Source organism: Streptomyces phyllanthi, from assembly GCF_009377205.1.
In the GTDB taxonomy this organism is placed as follows: domain Bacteria; phylum Actinomycetota; class Actinomycetes; order Streptomycetales; family Streptomycetaceae; genus Streptomyces; species Streptomyces phyllanthi.
In genome coordinates this window covers 1-17,201 of sequence record NZ_VJZE01000162.1, presented here as the reverse complement: position 1 = coordinate 17,201, position 17,201 = coordinate 1, and the positions used below count along the sequence as shown (strand labels likewise).

19 protein-coding genes and 1 pseudogene are annotated in these 17,201 nt (G+C 69.0%); 14 read left to right on the top strand and 6 right to left on the bottom strand.

Annotated features, from left to right (window positions below; translation table 11 throughout):
• Both FNH04_RS22575 and FNH04_RS22570 read right to left on the bottom strand, forming a co-directional pair.
• Positions 1 to 466: pseudogene (locus tag FNH04_RS22575) on the bottom strand (hypothetical protein); the annotation flags it as partial.
• Positions 463 to 1,455, bottom strand: coding sequence for a glycosyltransferase family 2 protein (locus FNH04_RS22570; RefSeq protein ID WP_322723551.1), 993 nt, complete (start codon positions 1,453 to 1,455; stop codon positions 463 to 465). The gene FNH04_RS22570 and the pseudogene FNH04_RS22575, both read right to left, overlap by 4 nt.
• Before the next feature lie 393 nt (positions 1,456 to 1,848).
• Here FNH04_RS22570 and FNH04_RS22565 point away from each other — a divergent pair, with 393 nt between their 5' ends.
• The 4 genes from FNH04_RS22565 to FNH04_RS22550 are packed head-to-tail and all read left to right on the top strand — an operon-like array spanning position 1,849 to position 6,762.
• The gene (locus FNH04_RS22565) at positions 1,849 to 3,189 is read left to right on the top strand and encodes a DUF6716 putative glycosyltransferase (protein WP_322723550.1); all 1,341 of its coding nucleotides are present in this window, start codon (positions 1,849 to 1,851) and stop codon (positions 3,187 to 3,189) included.
• A gap of 56 nt (positions 3,190 to 3,245) precedes the next feature.
• Entirely contained in the window at positions 3,246 to 4,658 is a 1,413-nt protein-coding gene (locus FNH04_RS22560) for an N-acylneuraminate cytidylyltransferase (protein ID WP_152787039.1), read from the top strand.
• 14 nt (positions 4,659 to 4,672) lie between these two features.
• Entirely contained in the window at positions 4,673 to 5,620 is a 948-nt protein-coding gene (locus tag FNH04_RS22555) for an N-acetylneuraminate synthase family protein (RefSeq protein ID WP_152787037.1), read from the top strand.
• 41 nt (positions 5,621 to 5,661) lie between these two features.
• Complete coding sequence (locus FNH04_RS22550) at positions 5,662 to 6,762, top strand: hypothetical protein (protein WP_152787035.1); 1,101 nt, start codon at positions 5,662 to 5,664, stop codon at positions 6,760 to 6,762.
• A 29-nt stretch (positions 6,763 to 6,791) separates the two neighbouring features.
• Here FNH04_RS22550 and FNH04_RS22545 read toward each other — a convergent pair whose 3' ends face one another.
• A complete protein-coding gene (locus FNH04_RS22545; protein WP_152787033.1) occupies positions 6,792 to 7,235 on the bottom strand; it encodes a DUF6210 family protein in 444 nt (147 codons plus the stop codon).
• Between the two features lie 62 nt (positions 7,236 to 7,297).
• On the opposite strand from FNH04_RS22545, the gene FNH04_RS22540 reads away from it, so the two are divergent.
• Entirely contained in the window at positions 7,298 to 7,543 is a 246-nt protein-coding gene (locus FNH04_RS22540) for a DUF2283 domain-containing protein (protein WP_152787031.1), read from the top strand.
• A gap of 27 nt (positions 7,544 to 7,570) precedes the next feature.
• On the opposite strand, the gene FNH04_RS22535 is transcribed toward FNH04_RS22540, so the two are convergent.
• The 3 genes from FNH04_RS22535 to FNH04_RS22525 all read right to left on the bottom strand — a co-directional run bounded on the left by FNH04_RS22535 (position 7,571) and on the right by FNH04_RS22525 (position 8,896).
• On the bottom strand, positions 7,571 to 7,759 hold the full coding sequence (locus FNH04_RS22535) for a DUF397 domain-containing protein (protein ID WP_152787029.1): 189 nt from the start codon (positions 7,757 to 7,759) through the stop codon (positions 7,571 to 7,573).
• Positions 7,760 to 7,842: 83 nt separating this feature from the next.
• Positions 7,843 to 8,031 carry a DUF397 domain-containing protein gene (locus FNH04_RS22530; protein ID WP_322723549.1) on the bottom strand — a complete coding sequence of 63 codons (189 nt, stop codon included), beginning with the start codon at positions 8,029 to 8,031 and terminating at the stop codon, positions 7,843 to 7,845.
• A 10-nt stretch (positions 8,032 to 8,041) separates the two neighbouring features.
• Complete coding sequence (locus tag FNH04_RS22525; RefSeq protein ID WP_152787027.1) at positions 8,042 to 8,896, bottom strand: helix-turn-helix domain-containing protein; 855 nt, start codon at positions 8,894 to 8,896, stop codon at positions 8,042 to 8,044.
• A 190-nt stretch (positions 8,897 to 9,086) separates the two neighbouring features.
• Between FNH04_RS22525 and FNH04_RS49080 the strand changes: the two genes are divergently transcribed.
• The 9 genes from FNH04_RS49080 to FNH04_RS22485 all read left to right on the top strand — a co-directional run bounded on the left by FNH04_RS49080 (position 9,087) and on the right by FNH04_RS22485 (position 17,125).
• Positions 9,087 to 9,269, top strand: coding sequence for a hypothetical protein (locus FNH04_RS49080; protein WP_322723548.1), 183 nt, complete (start codon positions 9,087 to 9,089; stop codon positions 9,267 to 9,269).
• A gap of 84 nt (positions 9,270 to 9,353) precedes the next feature.
• A complete protein-coding gene (locus FNH04_RS49075) occupies positions 9,354 to 9,605 on the top strand; it encodes an ATP-binding protein (RefSeq protein ID WP_322723546.1) in 252 nt (83 codons plus the stop codon).
• A 214-nt stretch (positions 9,606 to 9,819) separates the two neighbouring features.
• Positions 9,820 to 10,977 carry an RNA-guided endonuclease InsQ/TnpB family protein gene (locus FNH04_RS22515; RefSeq protein ID WP_322723544.1) on the top strand — a complete coding sequence of 386 codons (1,158 nt, stop codon included), beginning with the start codon at positions 9,820 to 9,822 and terminating at the stop codon, positions 10,975 to 10,977.
• Positions 10,978 to 11,111: 134 nt separating this feature from the next.
• Positions 11,112 to 12,182, top strand: a complete 1,071-nt coding sequence (locus tag FNH04_RS22510; protein WP_152787023.1) for an RNase A-like domain-containing protein — start codon at positions 11,112 to 11,114, stop codon at positions 12,180 to 12,182.
• 8 nt (positions 12,183 to 12,190) lie between these two features.
• Positions 12,191 to 12,925, top strand: a complete 735-nt coding sequence (locus tag FNH04_RS22505) for a hypothetical protein (protein WP_152787021.1) — start codon at positions 12,191 to 12,193, stop codon at positions 12,923 to 12,925.
• A 37-nt stretch (positions 12,926 to 12,962) separates the two neighbouring features.
• Entirely contained in the window at positions 12,963 to 13,262 is a 300-nt protein-coding gene (locus FNH04_RS22500) for an RNase A-like domain-containing protein (protein ID WP_152787019.1), read from the top strand.
• Positions 13,263 to 13,274: 12 nt separating this feature from the next.
• Entirely contained in the window at positions 13,275 to 13,970 is a 696-nt protein-coding gene (locus FNH04_RS22495; RefSeq protein WP_322723543.1) for a contact-dependent growth inhibition system immunity protein, read from the top strand.
• 392 nt (positions 13,971 to 14,362) lie between these two features.
• Entirely contained in the window at positions 14,363 to 15,583 is a 1,221-nt protein-coding gene (locus FNH04_RS22490; RefSeq protein ID WP_152787017.1) for a M20 family metallopeptidase, read from the top strand.
• A 483-nt stretch (positions 15,584 to 16,066) separates the two neighbouring features.
• Positions 16,067 to 17,125: a BMP family lipoprotein gene (locus FNH04_RS22485; protein WP_194236775.1), complete on the top strand. Its 1,059-nt coding sequence runs from the start codon at positions 16,067 to 16,069 to the stop codon at positions 17,123 to 17,125.
• Positions 17,126 to 17,201: the final 76 nt, after the last annotated feature.

Sequence of the window (17,201 nt, the reverse complement as noted above, 5' to 3'; positions counted from 1 at the left end):
AGTCGCGGGTGGGCCCGTAGCTCATCAGCCCGTCGGCGTAGACATGCACGTCCGCGTCGGTGAAGATCTCCGTCAGGGCCTTGGCCGGCGCCGCGGTGACGGACTCCACGACCAGCTCGACGGGATCGTCGCCGAGCTCCCACTGCCGGGCCAGCAGCCGCCGCAGCAGGATGGCGTCCGTGGGCTTGGGAACCCAGGTGCCGGGGTGGTACGGGGAGATCTCGCGGTTGTAGTCCAGGACCCGGTCGAACCGCCCCGCGACACGGTCGAAGCCGGGCATCTCCGGCAGCTGCGCCGCCGTCTCCGGGATGGGTGCGTTGTTCGACACCAGCAGAATCCGTCGACCGTCGTCGCGCGGCCCGAACAGGCCGGCGTCCAGCGCCGCCGCCAGCGTGGCGGCACCGTACAGCGTGGAGACCTCGAAGATCCGGGTGCGGGAGCCGGAGGGGGTGTGATGCACGGTCACGCGGCCTTTCCTCGTCGCGCCGAAAGCCTTCGTCGCTGCCCGGTCAGCAGCCGCTGCAACAACTGCCGCCGCCTGCCGTCCATACCCTCCAGAACCTCATCGAGGGCCGCCTGCGGCATCCGCCGAAGCGCCGCCGCCGACTCCTGACGCAGCCGGCGGGCCAGGCCCGGCTCCAGCCGGTCCGCGTTGGTCAGATGGAAGGCGATCAGCGCGCAGTACGTGCGCAGAGCCTTCGGCAGGAACCGCTCCGCCTCGTCGTCGGCCAGGACGGTCCGGAGCATGGCATCGTGCGCGGGGATGAAATCCAGCTGCCGGTCGTCGCCGACCTGGGTCAACGAGGTCTTCACCCCACGCCGGTAGAACACGCCGAGCTCGCCGGTGACCGCCACGCTCTCGGCGGCCAGGTGCATCCGCCACGTCCACAACCGGTCCTCAGCCGTGCGCAGCTCCGGCGCGAAGCGGTTCGCGCCGTCCTCGAACAGCCGGCGGTGGAACATCCCCGCCCATACGAAGACGTAGTCGACCATCGTCCCGCGATCGGCCGGGCCGATGCAGTCCCGGGCCGACAACGGCACCTCGCGCCGTGGAGCGGCCACTCGCGCCACAGTCCGTTCCCGGCCGGTGACCCGCACATGGTCGGCGCGTACGAAGTCACAGCCCAGCCGGCCCATGGCCGCGGTCAGACCGTCCAGATAGCCCGGGCCGTACCAGTCGTCACCGTCCAGAAACGTCAGATACTCGCCCCGGGCCGCGTCGATACCGGTGTTGCGGGCGCAAGCGATACCCAGGTTCGACTCGTGCCGGATGATGCGCGCGTTCGGCAGCCGCTCCGCCGCACGCTCCAGCAATTGGGGAGTCGCATCCGTCGAGCAGTCGTCGACAAGAATGAACTCCCGGTCGTCGCGGGCATTCCTCATCAGACTGCGCAACGTGTCCTGAGCGAAGGCCTGCACATTGTGAAAAGGCACGATGACCGAGGCATTGAGCACCTCGGAAGGCTAGCAAAGGGAAGTGGCGACCAGCCCCGTCGGTCTGCCGCCCCCGGCGGGACAAGGAGCCCTGTGCACATCGGTCCGGCTCCTCTCCCTTGGTTGTCGACCGGGTATCGCCCCTTGATCCTGCGGGTACCGAGCCTTGATCCCGCGGGTCCCGAGCCTCCGGCCGGAATCGGATCGCCGAATTCCGGGAAGAGGGTGAGAGGGCGGTCCGGCATCCACCATTGCCTGGAGCTTGATATCAGGTGAACTACGCGTTGCGGTGCCGTGAATCAGGCTTCTTCTCAGCGTGCTCGGGCCCCGATTCGCCGTTCATCGATGTGCTGTTAACCGTTTGTTGCATTCTGGTTGGGCGGAAGCTCGGAATGGCTTCCTAGCGTCTTCGACGTGCCAGCAAGTACCAGGAAGCCTCTGAGGATCGCCGTTCTCGCGGATTCCGATACCCGGTGGAAGTGGGGCGCGCTCACCGCGAGCCGCATCTCTCCGGAGCATTCGGACATCCGCCTGGACGGATATCTCCTGCGCGGCCGTGCCACCCCCACCGCCCGCCAGCTCGACGAGGTCGGCGTCCACGCGGACTCGATCCGCGAGGTCACCGGCGTCGAGTTCCTGCGCGCCATGAGCGAGGCGGGTGGCGACAGCGAGGCGGGTGGCAGTGGGAAGGCGTACGACCTTCTCGTGCTCGCCCTCGTCGGGGGCGGCGTCCAGGCCATGCTGCACGGCCTCAGGAACGCCTGGGGCACGCGGACCGGACGGCCCGTGGTCGTCACCGGCTATGTCGGCGTGGTCTACGAGAAGCTCGCCGACGGCCTGCTGCTGCGGCACGGCGCGGACCTCGTCCTCGCCAACTCCCGTCAGGACGCGGACCGTTTCCGCGCCGTGTACGAGGGGGTGGGCGCCGACGCCTCGGCGGTCACCGAGGTGGCGCTGCCGTTCCTCGGCGGCGCCCCCTACGAGAAGCACGACCCGTACACGGTCGTCTTCGCCGCCCAGCCCTCCGTCCCGGAGACCCGCAAGGACCGCACCTACCTGCTGAACCGGCTGGTCCAGCACGCCCGGCTGCACCCCGAGCGCGAGGTACTGCTGAAGCTGCGCTCCAAGCCCGGTGAGCACACCACCCACATCGAGGAGCTGCCGTACCAGAAGCTGGCGCAGCGGGTCGACCTGCCGCCCAACTTCCGCCTGGTGTACGGCAACATGGGCGAGGTCCTCGACCGGACCGACCTGCTGGTCACCGTCAGCTCCACGGCCGCCCTCGAGTCCCTGCACCGCCGTGTCCCCACGGTGGTCCTCACCGACCTGGGCGTCCGCGAGGCGCTCGGCAACCACCACTTCGTGGGCTCCGGCTGCCTCGCCTCCTGGGACCAGCTCGACGCCGGGCACGAGCCGGAGCCCGACGCCACCTGGGTCACCCGGCAGGGAGTCGCGGCCTACGGGTCGTACGAGACGGCCTTCGACCCGGCGCGCGAACGCATCGCCAAGCTGCTCGCCGCCGACGGACTCCCGACCCTCGACCCGTACTACACGCCCGTCACCGCGCCCGGCTATCTGCCCGGCATCCTCGCCCGCCACCACCTCGGCCCGGACGGCGCCCCGCTGCCCGGCGCCCCCGCCGCCGACAGGGAGCCCGGTCCCGTACGGCAGATCGTGCGCCGGGCGGCACGCGGCGCCTACCGCCACGGAGTGCAGCGCGTCGCACCCGTCATCCGGCGGATGGGGGAACTGTGAGCGCGGCCCGGGCGGCGGACACGTACGCCCTGAACCCTTCGCAAGGAGTGCATCCCATGCCCAACCCGGAAGCGGGCCAGGCGACTTCGGTACGCCGCGTGCTCGCCGTGATCCCCGCGCGCGGCGGCTCCAAGGGCGTCCCCGCGAAGAACCTCGCCCCGGTCGGAGGCGTCCCGCTGGTCGCCCGCGCGGTACGCGAGTGCCGGGCCGCCCGGCTGGTGACGGACGTCGTGGTCTCCACCGACGACCACGCCATCGCGGCCGTCGCCCGGGAGGCCGGTGCCGAGGTCGTGCTGCGCCCCGCCGCCATAGCCGGCGACACCGCCACCTCCGAGGCCGCCGTCCTGCACGCCGTGGACGCGCACGAAGCCCTCCACGGCGCCCCGGTGGACGTCGTCCTCCTGGTCCAGTGCACCAGCCCGTTCATCGTCCGCGAGGACATCGACGGGGTCGCGGCGGCGGTCGTGGAACAGGGCGCCGACACCGCGCTCACCGTAGCCCCGTTCCACGGTTTCGTCTGGCGGGACGCGGCGGACGAGCTCGCGGCGGAAGAGCCCGCCCGGCGCGTCACGGCGGCCGCCGGCCACCTGGCGCCCCGGCGTACGGCTGGTGCGGGCGAGCAGCGCGAAGACCGCACCGTGCGCCCGGCGGACACGATCGGTGCCGCCCCGGCGCTCGCGCCGTCCGGTGACGGTCACGTCACTCCCGCGCCCACCGCCGGAGGCCACGGCATCAACCACGACAAGTCGTTCCGCCCGCGCCGCCAGGACCGCCCCCAGGACCTGCTGGAGACCGGCGCCGCGTACGCCATGGACGCGGCCGGTCTGCGCGAGCACAAGCACCGCTTCTTCGGCCGTACGGAACTCGTCCGCACCGACCCCGCGCGGGTCCTCGAGATCGACGACCCGCACGACCTCGCCCGCGCCCGGGCCCTGGCGCCGCTCTTCGACGCCGACCGGCCCGGCTCACTCCCGACCGCCGAAGACATCGACGCGGTCGTCCTCGACTTCGACGGCACCCAGACCGACGACAGGGTGCTGATCGACTCCGAGGGACGGGAGTTCGTCTCCGTGCACCGCGGGGACGGACTCGGTATCGCGGCCCTCCGCAGGAGCGGCCTGAAGATGCTGGTCCTGTCCACGGAACAGAACCCGGTCGTCGCCGCCCGGGCCCGGAAGCTCAAGCTCCCGGTGCTCCACGGCATCGACCGGAAGGACCTCGCACTGAAGCAGTGGTGCGAGGAGCAGGGCATCGCGCCGGAGCGCGTGCTCTACGTCGGCAACGACGTCAACGACCTCCCGTGCTTCGCCCTCGTCGGCTGGCCCGTGGCGGTCGCGAGCGCCCACGACGTCGTGCGCGGCGCCGCACGCGCGGTCACCACCCTCCCCGGTGGCGACGGCGCGATCCGAGAGATCGCCGGCTGGATCCTCGGACCCTCTCTCGACTCTCTCGAGCCTCTCACCAAGTAAGGAACACGATCGTCATGAGCCCCGTCACCTCCATCTCCCGCCTCCGTACCTTCGGCGCGAAGACCGCCGGCCCCGGTCAGCCCGTCTACGTCTGCGGCGAGATCGGCATCAACCACAACGGCGAACTGGAGAACGCGTTCAAGCTGATCGACGCGGCCGCCGAGGCCGGCTGCGACGCGGTCAAGTTCCAGAAGCGCACCCCGGAGATCTGCACCCCGCGCGACCAGTGGGACATCGAGCGCGACACCCCCTGGGGCCGGATGACCTACATCGACTACCGCCACCGCGTGGAGTTCGGCGAGGACGAGTACCGCCAGATCGACGAGTACTGCAAGACCAAGAACATCGCCTGGTTCGCCTCCCCGTGGGACACCGAGGCCGTCGCCTTCCTGGAGAAGTTCGACGTCCCGGCGCACAAGGTCGCCTCCGCCTCCCTCACGGACGACGAACTGCTCCGCGCCCTGCGCGCGACGGGCCGCACGATCATCCTCTCCACCGGCATGTCGACCCCGAAGCAGATCCGCCACGCGGTCGAGGTCCTCGGCTCGGACAACATCCTCCTGTGCCACGCCACGTCGACGTACCCGGCCAAGGCCGAGGAGCTCAACCTGCGCGTGATCAACACCCTCCAGGCCGAGTACCCGAACGTCCCGATCGGCTACTCGGGCCACGAGACGGGCCTGCAGACCACGCTGGCGGCGGTGGCGCTCGGCGCGACCTTCGTGGAGCGCCACATCACCCTCGACCGGGCCATGTGGGGTTCCGACCAGGCCGCGTCGGTGGAGCCGCAGGGCCTCTCCCGCCTGGTCCGCGACATCCGCACCATCGAGGCGTCCCTCGGTGACGGCGTCAAGAAGGTGTACGACTCCGAGCTCGGCCCGATGAAGAAGCTGCGCCGTGTCCAGGGCGTCGTCGCCGAGGCGGAGATCGCCGCGGCGGCGGGCGAGCCGATCGCGGTCTGACTCCCACCCCACCCACCCAGGGAAGCGACGGTCGTACGTCGATGAGCCCCCGCGCCGGATCCGCCGGCCTCCACACTCTCGCTTTCGTCGAGAGCCCGGTACAGCTCCTGAACGTGCTCGAGTGGGCGCACGCCCACACCCTCGGCACCCAGAGCCCGCCGGACCGCGGCCTGCCCTCCGGCACGGGGCTCACCCTGGTCGTCCTCTCACCCAACGACCCCATGACCCGGGGCCAGTTGCGCCGTATGGCGGAACTGGCGCGGGACGAGGGGTACGAGGTGCGGTGGGAGGAGGCGCGGGGCGGCACCACGGCCCCGTTCCACACCATCGCCGGCCTCGCCCCGCTCCTCCGCCGGGCGAGCCGGGTGGTGATGGGCGACCCGTTCTCCCGCTACGTACAACTCCTGCTCACCATCACCCGGGCCCAGGACCTGGTGGTCGTGGACGACGGCACGGCGACCATGGAGTTCGTCTCCCAGCTCGCCCGCGGCGAACGCCTGGTCCGCTGGCACCGCAAGGGAGGCCGCCCCAGCCCCCGCGACCTGCTCTTCGCCCCTGTGTCATCCAGAGCCCGCCACCGCCTCACGCCCGGCGGGGACCGGCAGGTCGAGGTCTTCTCCTCCATGCCGATCGACGAGACCCCCGAGGGCGTCGGCGTCTCGGCGAACGACTTCTCCTGGACCCGCGCCCGCTTCGGCCCGCCCCGCATAACCAAGGGCTCCGACCTGGTCGGCACCTCCCTGGTCGAGACGGGCGTGGTGGACGGCGACCGCTACCTGGAGGCGGTCCGCACCCTCGCCCGGACCCACGGGGCGACCCGCTACTTCGCCCACCGCCGCGAGAGCTCCGACAAACTCCACCGCCTGGTGCAGGAGACCGGTCTGGAGGTGGTCCGCCCTGACCTCCCCCTGGAACTGATCGCCCGGCGCGGCCCCATCGGCCGCACGATCCTCAGCTTCCCGTCCACGGTCGTCCACACTCTCCCCCTGGCCCTGGCCGGTACGGACGTCAAGGTCGCGGTCTGCGACATCGACCCCACCTGGCTCACGGCGAACGCCTCACCCCGGGCCCAGGGCTTCCTGTCGGGGGTCACGGGGACGGCACGGGACGTGCACCGGCTGTCGGCGGTGACGTCGGTGTAGCGGATGGGGGCGGTCAGGTGGGTGGTGGATCAGTCGGAGTTCTCCCACACCAGAACCCCGGGCCCGTCGGGTGTCACGACCGGAACCCACGCCTCGTCGATCTCGGCCAGACGCGTCTCGTCGAGGACCAGCGCGGTGGGCCAGGTGTCGTCCCGGTTCGCGGAACCGTACACGTGCAGCCCCACCGCGGCCCTCAGCCGGTCGAGCAGGCCCTCCGGCCAGTCCGTGCGTCTCGCCCCCTGCCCCTCCAGCTCCCCCTCGAAGATCTCCTTCAGCTCCTCGTCCAGGCCCTGCCCGAACATCGGCAGCAGATAGCCCTCCTGCGCATACTGCACGCAGCCGACTCCTCCGCCCTGAACCTGGTACACGACCCCGGTCGGCGCCGCGACGATGACGAACACCCAGCCCGTGTCCGCGCCCGTGCCGTCCGGGTCGAGGAAGACGTACCGCTTTCCGTCGTCCACGTCAGCCATGAGCGGGAGGATCGCATGCGGCGGGGAGCGTTCGGAACGGGATATGCGAGGGAGAGCCCACCATGGCGGACACCAGAGTCACCTACGACCGGCAGGCGAACGCGGCGTACGTCTACTTCACCGATCCGCAGACGCGTCCGAAAGCGGCGCGCACGCATCCCTGCGACCCGGACGGGGCCGGCGGCATGATCAACCTCGACTTCGACGAGGACGATCGCCTCATCGGCATCGAGATCCTGGCGGCCGGCTCCAAGCTGCCTCAGTACTTGCTGGACGCGGCGGAGCGACTGGATGCCGAGGGCGCGTGACCGCCGGCTGAGCGCGCGTTCAGGTCTTCACCCTGCCCTTTTGACGGCCGCTATGAGCGCCGTGAGCGTCGCGGGGCCCGTGTGGAGGACGACGTCCGGCTCGTCGCTTTCGCGGAGGCGGAGGGTGGAGTCGGGGGCGGTGGCGAGGTAAATGCAGGAAGAAGCCTCTGAGCTGTACGACGACTTCTGCCAGGTGAGGGTCGGTTCGGGGGGCATGGGGGGCCTTCAGACTCGGCGGCTTATCGTAAGCAGCTGCGATCACTGACCAGGCGGGGTCGGCGAAGGAGCGGACAGAAGCTTCACATCCTCGTCTTGTCCATCTTGACAGCCGCTATGAGCGCAGCCAGCGCCGCACGGCCCGCGTGGAGGACGACGTCCGGCTCGTCGCTTTCGCGGAGGCGGAGGGTGGAGTCGGGAGTGGTCGCGACGTACACGCAGGAGGAGGCTTCCTGGCTGTACGACGACTTCTGCCAGTGGAGTTCGGGCACGAGGGCTCCTCTACAGGTCTCGGGTCAGGTGGGTGATGAAGTCGCGTGACTCGGCTGGGTCGAGGGCAGCGGCTGACATACGGTCCAGTACGAGGCGATAGCGCTCCAACTGGGCTGGTGCGTCGATGAGTTCACCACCATGGTCAGTATCGATCTGCACCGTGTCGAGCTGGCGCACAGGTCCGTGGAAGTAGTCGATGCCCTGGCCCGACGTGTGGAAGGGGCCTGCGTCGAAGGGCACGACCACCAGAGTGACGTGGTCCAGTTCGCTCGTCTCGACAAGGTGCTCCAACTGGCCGCGAGTTGTGGCGCGGTCGCCGAACCGCATGCGCAGGGCAGCCTCATGGATGATCGCCGTGTACGGAGGAGGCTGCTCGCGATGCAGTACTTCCTGGCGTTTCACCCTGTGCGACACCCGATGCTCGATCTCGTGCGGCTTGAGCGGCGGGACCGTCTGCCTGAAGAGAGCCCGTGCATGGTCCGGAGTCTGGAGCAGGCCGGGGATGTTGATGACCTGGGCCACGCGGACAGCGGGCGCGTGGTGCTCCACTTCCGTCAGGTCCAGCATCCTGGGCGCGAGGATGTCGCGGTACTCCTCCCACCAGCCGCGCCGCCGCTCCCCGGTCATGGCGGCGATGGCCTCGACAAGTTTGTCGTCGGTGCAGTCGTAATGCCGCGCCAGCGTGCGTACACGGTCGGCACTCACCCCGTACCGCCCAGCCTCGATGTTGCTGATACGGGACTGCGTGGCCCCCACCAGCGCGGCGGCCTCCGTGGCGCTCAGATCCGCGCGCTCGCGCAGTCTGCGGAGTTCGGTACCGAGGCGGCGCCGACGGGCGGTCGGCAGAGGGCTCTGCTGGGGCATCGGCGGCTTCTCCTCGTCGTACGCATGCTGCAGACGTCACCCACGCGCGGGAATCAGAGACTGCATTCCTTGTCATTCATGGAATGCATTCCACGTTACGCCCTATGGTGTTGCTGAGTCGCTCAACGGCCCCCGCCAGCAAGCGGAAACCCGTCGAGCGACCCAAGTCCCTTCCCCGCAGGAGACATTCATGGTCACCGTATCGCCGTCACCGACCCCCGCCTGGTCCTACGCCCTGCACCTGCCCCACGATCCACGCGCCCCGCGCGTCGCCCGTATGACCCTGCGGGCTGTGCTGCCCGCGTACGGAATAAGTGAACTGCTCGACACCGCCGAGCTGTTGGCCTCCGAGCTGGTCACCAATGCGTACTAGCACACGAAAGGGCCCGCCGCCCTGCGGCTGCACGGGCTCGACGGCCCGGCCGACAAGCCCCGGAGCGGCGGTGTACGGGTCACCGTGTGGGACACCGACCCCCACGTACCCTCGCCCTTCGACAAGCCCGCCCGGCCCGGAGGCCCGGTAGAACATCCGGACGAGCGATCCCCCGGCGGACGCGGGCTGCTCCTCGTACGCCAGTGGGCCGACCGCTGGGGCGGGCAGCAGCTTGGTGACGACCTGCTCGGCGAAGGCCTGCCCGGACGCGAGGGAAAGGTGCTCTGGTTCGAGCTCGACGCGCGGTCGAGAGTGGACGTGAAGGCAGCGGCGTGACCGGCCCGGCCGGGGCGGAGGGGGACGTACGCCGGGTCGCTCGTCCCGTCCGGCGCTACCGGAATCCATTCGCAGTGCATCGGCCTTCTTCAGCCCGGGGAGGAATCGAAGCTCCCGCGTAGCGGGGCAGGGGGCGGGGTTTCGCCGTCAGGCGAAAGACCGTGCCTGTACGGCAAGTTGACCTCCGATGATCCACCGTAATAGCGTGTTCTGCGTGAAGATTGTCGCGCAGGTGAAGTTGTTGCCTGCGTCCGCGCATGACGCGGACGCACTGGCGGCGACCCTGCGCGCCTGCAACCGGGCCGCGAACGCGGCTTCCGAGGTGGCGTTCGCGAAGGACCTGAAGCGCCGGAACGTGTTGCAGGATGCCGTGTACCACCGCATCAAGGCCGACTTCGATCTCGGGGCGCAGGCTGCTGTACGCACCGTCAAGAAGGTGTGTGATGCGTACGCCACGCTCAAGGCGAACCTGCGGGCGGGGAACTACGGCCTGGAGGGATCCAAGCGCCGGGCCAAGGTGGAGGCGAAGCCGATCCGTTTCCGGGAGGGTGCGGCGCAGCCGTACGACGACCGCATCCTGACCTGGAACCTGGACGCCCAGACCGTGTCCATCTGGACGGTTGCCGGGCGGATCAAGGGCATCCCGTTCGTGTGCGCGCCCGAGGCGATGACGCTCCTGGCCTCCCGCAAGGGAGAATCCGACCTGGTGATGCGGGACGGCATGTTCTTCCTGGTCGCCACCATCGACGCCCCCGAACCCGAGGCGTACGAGCCTGACGGTTTCCTCGGGGTGGATCTCGGCATCGTCAACATCGCCACCACCTCCGACGGCGAGATCATGGCCGGACGTCAGGTCAACCGGTACCGGCAGCGCAAGCGCGACCTGCGCACCAAGCTCCAGAAGAAGCGCACCAAGAGCACGGCCCGGGTTTTCAAGCGCCAGCGGCGCAAGGAATCCCGGTACGCCACCCAGCGCAACCACATCATCGCCAAGAAGCTCGTCGCCACCGCTGAACGCACCTCCCGGGGCATCGGACTGGAAGACCTGTCCGGTATCCGCCAGAGGGTTACGGCCAAGAAAGACCAGCGGGCACGACTGCACTCCTGGGCCTTCGCCCAACTCGGCAGCTTCGTCGAGTACAAAGCACGGCGGGCCGGTGTGCCCGTGGTCCATGTGGACCCGCGCAACACCTCCCGCCAGTGCTCCGAGTGCTGGCACACGCACCGGTCCAACCGGACCAGCCAAGCCCGGTTCGCGTGCAAGTCCTGCGGGATCGTCCTGCACGCGGACCACAACGGCTCCCGCAACATCGCCCACCGGGCCGATGCCGCGTGGAAGCGGGGCGCAGTCAACCGCCCCAGTACCGCCTAGCGGTACCGGACGCAGGGAACCACAGTGGGGCATCACGTCTCACTCTGCCTGCAAGCCCGGCCTTCAGGGCCGGGTAGCTGACTGACTGCATCGAGTACCTGACCGACGGCGGCAACGGTGAGTGGCAGGGAGCCATGAATACCTTCTGCCAGTCCATCTGGGGCACTACGGCGTGGGGGCGGCGGTGGAAACCGGACGGCGGATTCCTGAAGACCACGGAACCCGGCGGCCGCGACTGGCGGACGAACCCGTCCGTTGCCCCGGCCGCTCGTCGCCCCCTCATCGACGTCCTGAAGAAGACCGGCGACGACATGAAGCAGGCGTTCCATGACGTGGCGGACGCCGCCGACAAGTGCCGGGAGACCACCCAGCGCCTTGCCCTGGAGGCGACGAAGGCGACGATCAGGGACTTGGTGCCCGACAGCTTCAGCCTGGACGAGTTCACCAAGATGGCAGCTGTGCTGACCTTTGCGGAAGTGGTGCTGCTCTTCCGGACCCACATGGACAAATCCGGCGCGGACAGAGCGGTCGAGACCTGCCACAAGGCCTTCCACGAGGGTGCGACCAAGCTCCGCGCCCTGATTCCCGAGCTCACGGAGGCATCGCGCAGCGCTCCCACGTACGAGGCGGAGGAAGCGCGAGCGGAGGCCTTCGGAGCGCGCTCGCTGAACGAGTTCAAGCCCGAACACAAGTGGAGCACGCCCGGTGATGCCGACCGGGGCGTCTACAAGGTCGACCTGGCCTCCACGGAATGGCTGGAGAACTCCCACACGGTCCTCAAGCACGTGGGCCTGACGGATGACCAGTTGGCGCAGCGTCTGCGTGACGACCTGAAGAAGGAACCGCGGCCGGAAAGCAGCTGGCCGAACGGTCAGCCACAGGTCGCGCGGGCTTCCACCTTCACTGATCTGCAAAGCGCACAGAATCTGACACAGTACAACCTGGACAAGAACTCGGTCGAGATCAAGGAATGGCTTGACGGGCCACCCAAGGACGGGGCGCGCAAGGACTTCAGCGTGGAAAACACTCCGTACGGAATCAGCGGACGAAGCATTGGTAAGAGCGAGATGAAGTCCGATGACTTCCCGTCGTCAAAGGCTCAGGATGTGACCGGGGTCGAGACACGTCTTGTTTATAATGGTGATCTCGATCCTCCGTTCACCGTCCTGACGTCCATGCCGATCGAGAGTAAGAAGGAGGACTAGGGTTCGATATGTCGACGAACCGTCAGGAATTGGCCGAATATTTCAGCCTCCAGGGTGCCAGGGTTCTCATGGCGCGTTATGAAGGTTTCCTGCAATCCGTCCCGGACGACGCCTCGGTGTGGCGGAGAGAATTGTTCCCGATGGTTCGAGGAATGTGGAATGCCGCAGAGGGCGGCGGGCGTGAATTGTACGAGGTCGCGGCCGAGCTCCGTCGGGCGGCAGACCTGTTTGAACAGCACCCGGACGGTTCGCACCATGCGCTAAAGAAACTCCCGAAGGCTGAAACTGAGGTTCGTACCCCGAAGGCCTACCGCGAAATCGCCGCGTACGTCGAAGGATGGAAGGCGCCGTTCGACCATGAAGCACTCCATGGCACGCCGCTGACCGTCCGGGAACTCTCCCTGCGCTTTCCCCGGCTGAGTCAGATCCTGCCGATCTACTTCGGTCAGGACGGCGTGGCCGTCAGTGACGACATGCAAGACTCCACTGCGGAGGACGGCATCCGGATGTACATCTCGGAAACCCACCCGGGCTGCCTCTGGCAGCTACCAGGAGTCGTCGCCGAGTGCGCCGAGGCTCTGGCCCTGTTCCACACAGAGGACGAGTTGGACGCGTTCTTCAGCGGAGGCGCGATGGGCGGAGGCTCTGGCAGCGAGGACTTCATCGACTTCTTCCCGCTTTTCATCCGCTTGTGCACCGAACACATGAAGGAAGCGCACTCGCCACTGCGAAAGCAGAGTTAACCGGCCGCCCGCCGCCCCAGGAGACACACCCCTCACCATGCGCACCCGCTCCGCCACCTACCCCGACCGCGAAACCGCCCAATGGGCCACCCAGCAGGTCGTCACCGCCAATGAGCAGGTCATCCACCGTTGGCTGGCACAGTCCGCGCGCCCCCGGCTGGCCATCGAGGCGTCCTGGCCGTCCAGGGAGGAGCCGGTCGGGCGGGTGCTGTTGCAGGCGATGATGCTGGCCGGGCGGGAGCCCGTCGACGTGCGGGCGGCCCGGGTGATCCTCAAGCGGGACCCGTCCCGTCCGCACGGCTTCGCCGTCCACGCCACGTTCCCCGTCTACCTGTAGAGGCCGATCACCGTGCCCCTGAGCCCCCTCGAACACGACCGCCGCTACGGCGAACTGGACCAGGTGATCCGCGCCTACGCCGGACAGCCGGCCGACGACACCCCGGACAAGCCGAGCCACGCCCTGACCGCCTACCTCCGTCACACCTGGCACACCCGGCCGTCGGCGCTCGCGGTGGCCGAGCAGCAGCTGCGGGCGTACGCCGAGAATCCGCCCGGGCGGCTACGGCTGAGGCTCGGCGAGTTCTACGCCGTCCCCGACGTCGGCCTGCCCGAGTCGGACGTCCAGCAGTGGCTGTTCTGCCTCGCCGACCACCTCAAGCACAGCATCGAGGAGGGCGAGGTGCCGCCTCCGGCCGCGCCCGCCACCCACTGGGAGTGGCACGCCCGCTTCCCGGAACTCGGCCAGTTCCTCGGTGGCTGGTTCTCGCAGGACATGCCGGACGAGTTCGATGATCACGACGCGGCTGTCGACGACTACCGGGCCTCCACCGACCCGCAGCTCGTCGCCCGTGCCGTCGGTGAACTGCACGAGCTCCTCGCCCTCGACCTGGACGAGTCCGACTACGCCCTGGCCGTGGCCGAGCTGGGCATGGAGGTCGACCCTCCGACGCCGTACGCCCCCAGCGGCTGGCTCGCCCTCGCCGCGGACCGGCTCACGCGTCCCCGCGCCGAGTACGGGCCGCCGCCCCATGGTGCTGGTGAGTGATCCTTGAAGCGGGTATGACCCGGATGGCGGTGCCCCGGACGGGTTCGTGGCCGCCGTTGCCCGCGAAGTGCACGCGCTCGCCTCCCGTCTGCACGACGCGTCCGAGGCCGCCGTCCTCACCGTTTCCAGGGGTGCCTGCCGAGGCGGCCTCGTGCTCGTCGTGGTAACCGTGGAGTACGGAATGTTTGAGCCTCCGAGGAGGCCGCACGAAGGGCCACCAGCCGGCCGTCGGTCAAGATCCAGTCGTCCGGGAAGAACGGGCGAGCATACCCATCCCCGTCGGCCCCCATGCGCCGTGCGGTGTGATTTTCTTCCCTGGCAGGCTGATTTTTTGTTGATCGTGGGTTAGTCGGGGCCCCGATCGCCCTACTCTTCAGAGGGTGAACCAACTCATGTCCCGAGAGTCAGAGGCCGATCTGCCCGGGGAAGCAGCGCTTCCCGGCACGCTGCCGGGTGCCCTGCGCGACGAACTCGTGGCCTTCCGCCGCGACATGCACATGCATCCCGAGCTCGGCCACCAGGAGTTCCGTACGACCGCCGCGATCAAGGCCCGCCTGGAGAAGGCAGGGCTCGCGCCGCGCGTACTCGACAGCGGGACCGGGCTCGTGTGTGACATCGGTGACTGGGACGGCGGGCGGCCCATGCTCGCCCTGCGGGCCGACATCGACGGCCTGCCGATCCCCGACACCAAGACCGACTGCCCCTACCGCTCCACCGTGCCCGACCGCGCCCACGCCTGCGGCCACGACGTGCACACCACCGTCGTCCTCGGCGCCGGGCTCGTCCTCGCCGAGCTGCACCGGGAAGGGAGGCTGCCCCGGCCCGTACGGCTGATCTTCCAGCCGGCCGAGGAGGTGCTCCCCGGCGGTGCGTCCGACGCCATCAAGTCCGGTGTGCTGGAGGGCGTGGGGCGGATCATCGGTGTGCACTGCGATCCCAGGGTGGAGGCGGGCCGTATCGGGCTCCGTACCGGGCCCATCACCTCCGCCTGCGACCGGCTGGAGGTCGCGCTCGACGGTCCCGGCGGGCATACCGCGCGCCCCCACCTCACCACCGACCTCGTCACCGCCGCCGCCCGGGTCGCCACCGACGTGCCCGCGGTGGTCGCCCGCCGTGTGGACACCCGGGCCGGGCTCGCCATCACCTGGGGGCGCATCGAGTCCGGGCACGCCTGCAACGTGATCCCTCAGCACGCCGAGCTCTCCGGGACCGTACGCTGCCTCGACCTCGAGGCCTGGCGGCAGGCACCCGACCTGGTGCACGCGGCCATCGACGAGATCGCCACCCTGCACCGGGCCAAGTCCGAGATCACCTACGTCCGGGGCGTTCCACCAGTCGTCAACGACCCGCTGGTGACCGAACTGCTGCGCGGCGCCATGACCGCGCGGTGCGGTGCGGACTCCGTCGAGAGCACGGAGCAGAGCCTCGGCGGTGAGGACTTCTCCTGGTACCTGGAGCATGTCCCGGGCGCCATGGCCCGCCTCGGCGTCCGCCGCCCCGGCGACCGTCTGATCCGCGACCTGCACCAGGGCGACTTCGACGCGGACGAGCACGCCATCACGGTGGGCGTGGAGCTCTTCACGGCGGCCGCCTTCCTCGACGCCATGGAGTAGTCCGGAGCCGTCGAGCACGTCGAGCACGTCGAGCACGTCGAGCACGTCGAGCACGTCGAGCACGTCGAGCACGTCGAGCGGTTGGCGGTGGGGCGTCGGCCGGGCGGTGACTTTCGTCGCCGTGCGGCCGTCGCCCCACCGTGGTGTACCTACCGCCGCGTACGGGGGCGCACCTACCGTCCCGTACGGGCCACACGCACCATCGCGTACGAGTAACACCTACCGGCGCGTACGAGTCGCCCCCCGCGTACGGAGCGTGAGGGACGCACAGGGCGATGTGCTCTCACCCGCACCTTTCCGGACCGTGGTGACGACCGTGGTTACAAGGGCGTAACCGGCCATCGGCACGAATGGATAACAGCCAGGGGGAACCCCATTCCCCCGGAGGTCTACGCGCGTTAATCTGCGCCGGACTCGGCACCCACGGCGGGGGCTGAACTTGAGCACCCACTGCGGGGCTTCGGAGAGATGGGGAACTTCACGATGCGTCGGATATCGAAACTGACCCGCGTCGCGGTGGGGGTCGCGTCGCTGGCACTCGCCGCCACGGCCTGTGGCGGTACCAGTGACGAGGCCGGAAGCGCCGGCGGCAGCGAGACCGGTGGGAGCGAGAAGGGTCTCGCCATCGCCTACGACATCGGCGGCAAGGGCGACCAGTCCTTCAACGACGCCGCGTACTCCGGCCTGGAGAAGGCCAAGAAGGAGTTCGGCTACGAGACCGCCGACATCGAGCCCACCGAGGGTGAGACCGACGCCGACAAGGTCCAGCGTCTGACGTCGCTGGCCAAGCAGGGCTACAACCCGATCGTGGGTGTCGGGTTCGCCTACGGCCCCGCGATGGAAGAGGTCTCCAAGAAGTACCCGAAGGTCAACTTCGGCATCGTCGACTCGGTCGTCGAGGGTGACAACGTGGCCTCCCTGGTCTTCGCCGAGAACGAGGCCTCGTACCTCGCCGGTGTCGCCGCCGCCAAGGCGACCAAGACCAACACGGTCGGCTTCGTCGGTGGTGTGGACATCCCGCTCATCCACAAGTTCGAGGCCGGCTTCAAGCAGGGCGTCGAGGACACCAACTCCAAGGTCAAGGTCCTGTCGCAGTACCTGACGCAGACCGCCGAGGAGGGCGGCTTCTCCAGCCCGGACAAGGGCAAGGCCGCCGCCGAGGCGCAGCTGGAGAAGAACGCGGACGTGATCTACCAGGCCGCGGGTCTCTCCGGCCAGGGCGTGATCGAGGCCGCCGCCACGAAGAAGAAGTGGGCGATCGGCGTCGACTCCGACCAGTACGAGCAGCAGGCCCTCGCCAAGTACAAGGACTACATCCTGACCTCGGCACTCAAGGACGTCGGCGGCGCCGTGTACGCGCTGGCCAAGTCCGTCGAGGACGGCAAGCCGCTGACCGGTGTCCAGACCTTCGACCTGAAGGTGAACGGCGTCGGCCTGGCCGAGAGCAACCCCGAGTTCGCGAAGATCTCCGGCCTCACGGACGCCGTGAACAAGGCCAAGGAAGGCATCATCGGCGGCTCCATCAAGGTCAAGACCGAGTAGTCGCGATCAGCCGTCCGGCCCCTCTCCACGAGGACGGGGCCGGCATTCCGGGAAGCGGGCGGGCACTCCGAGTGCC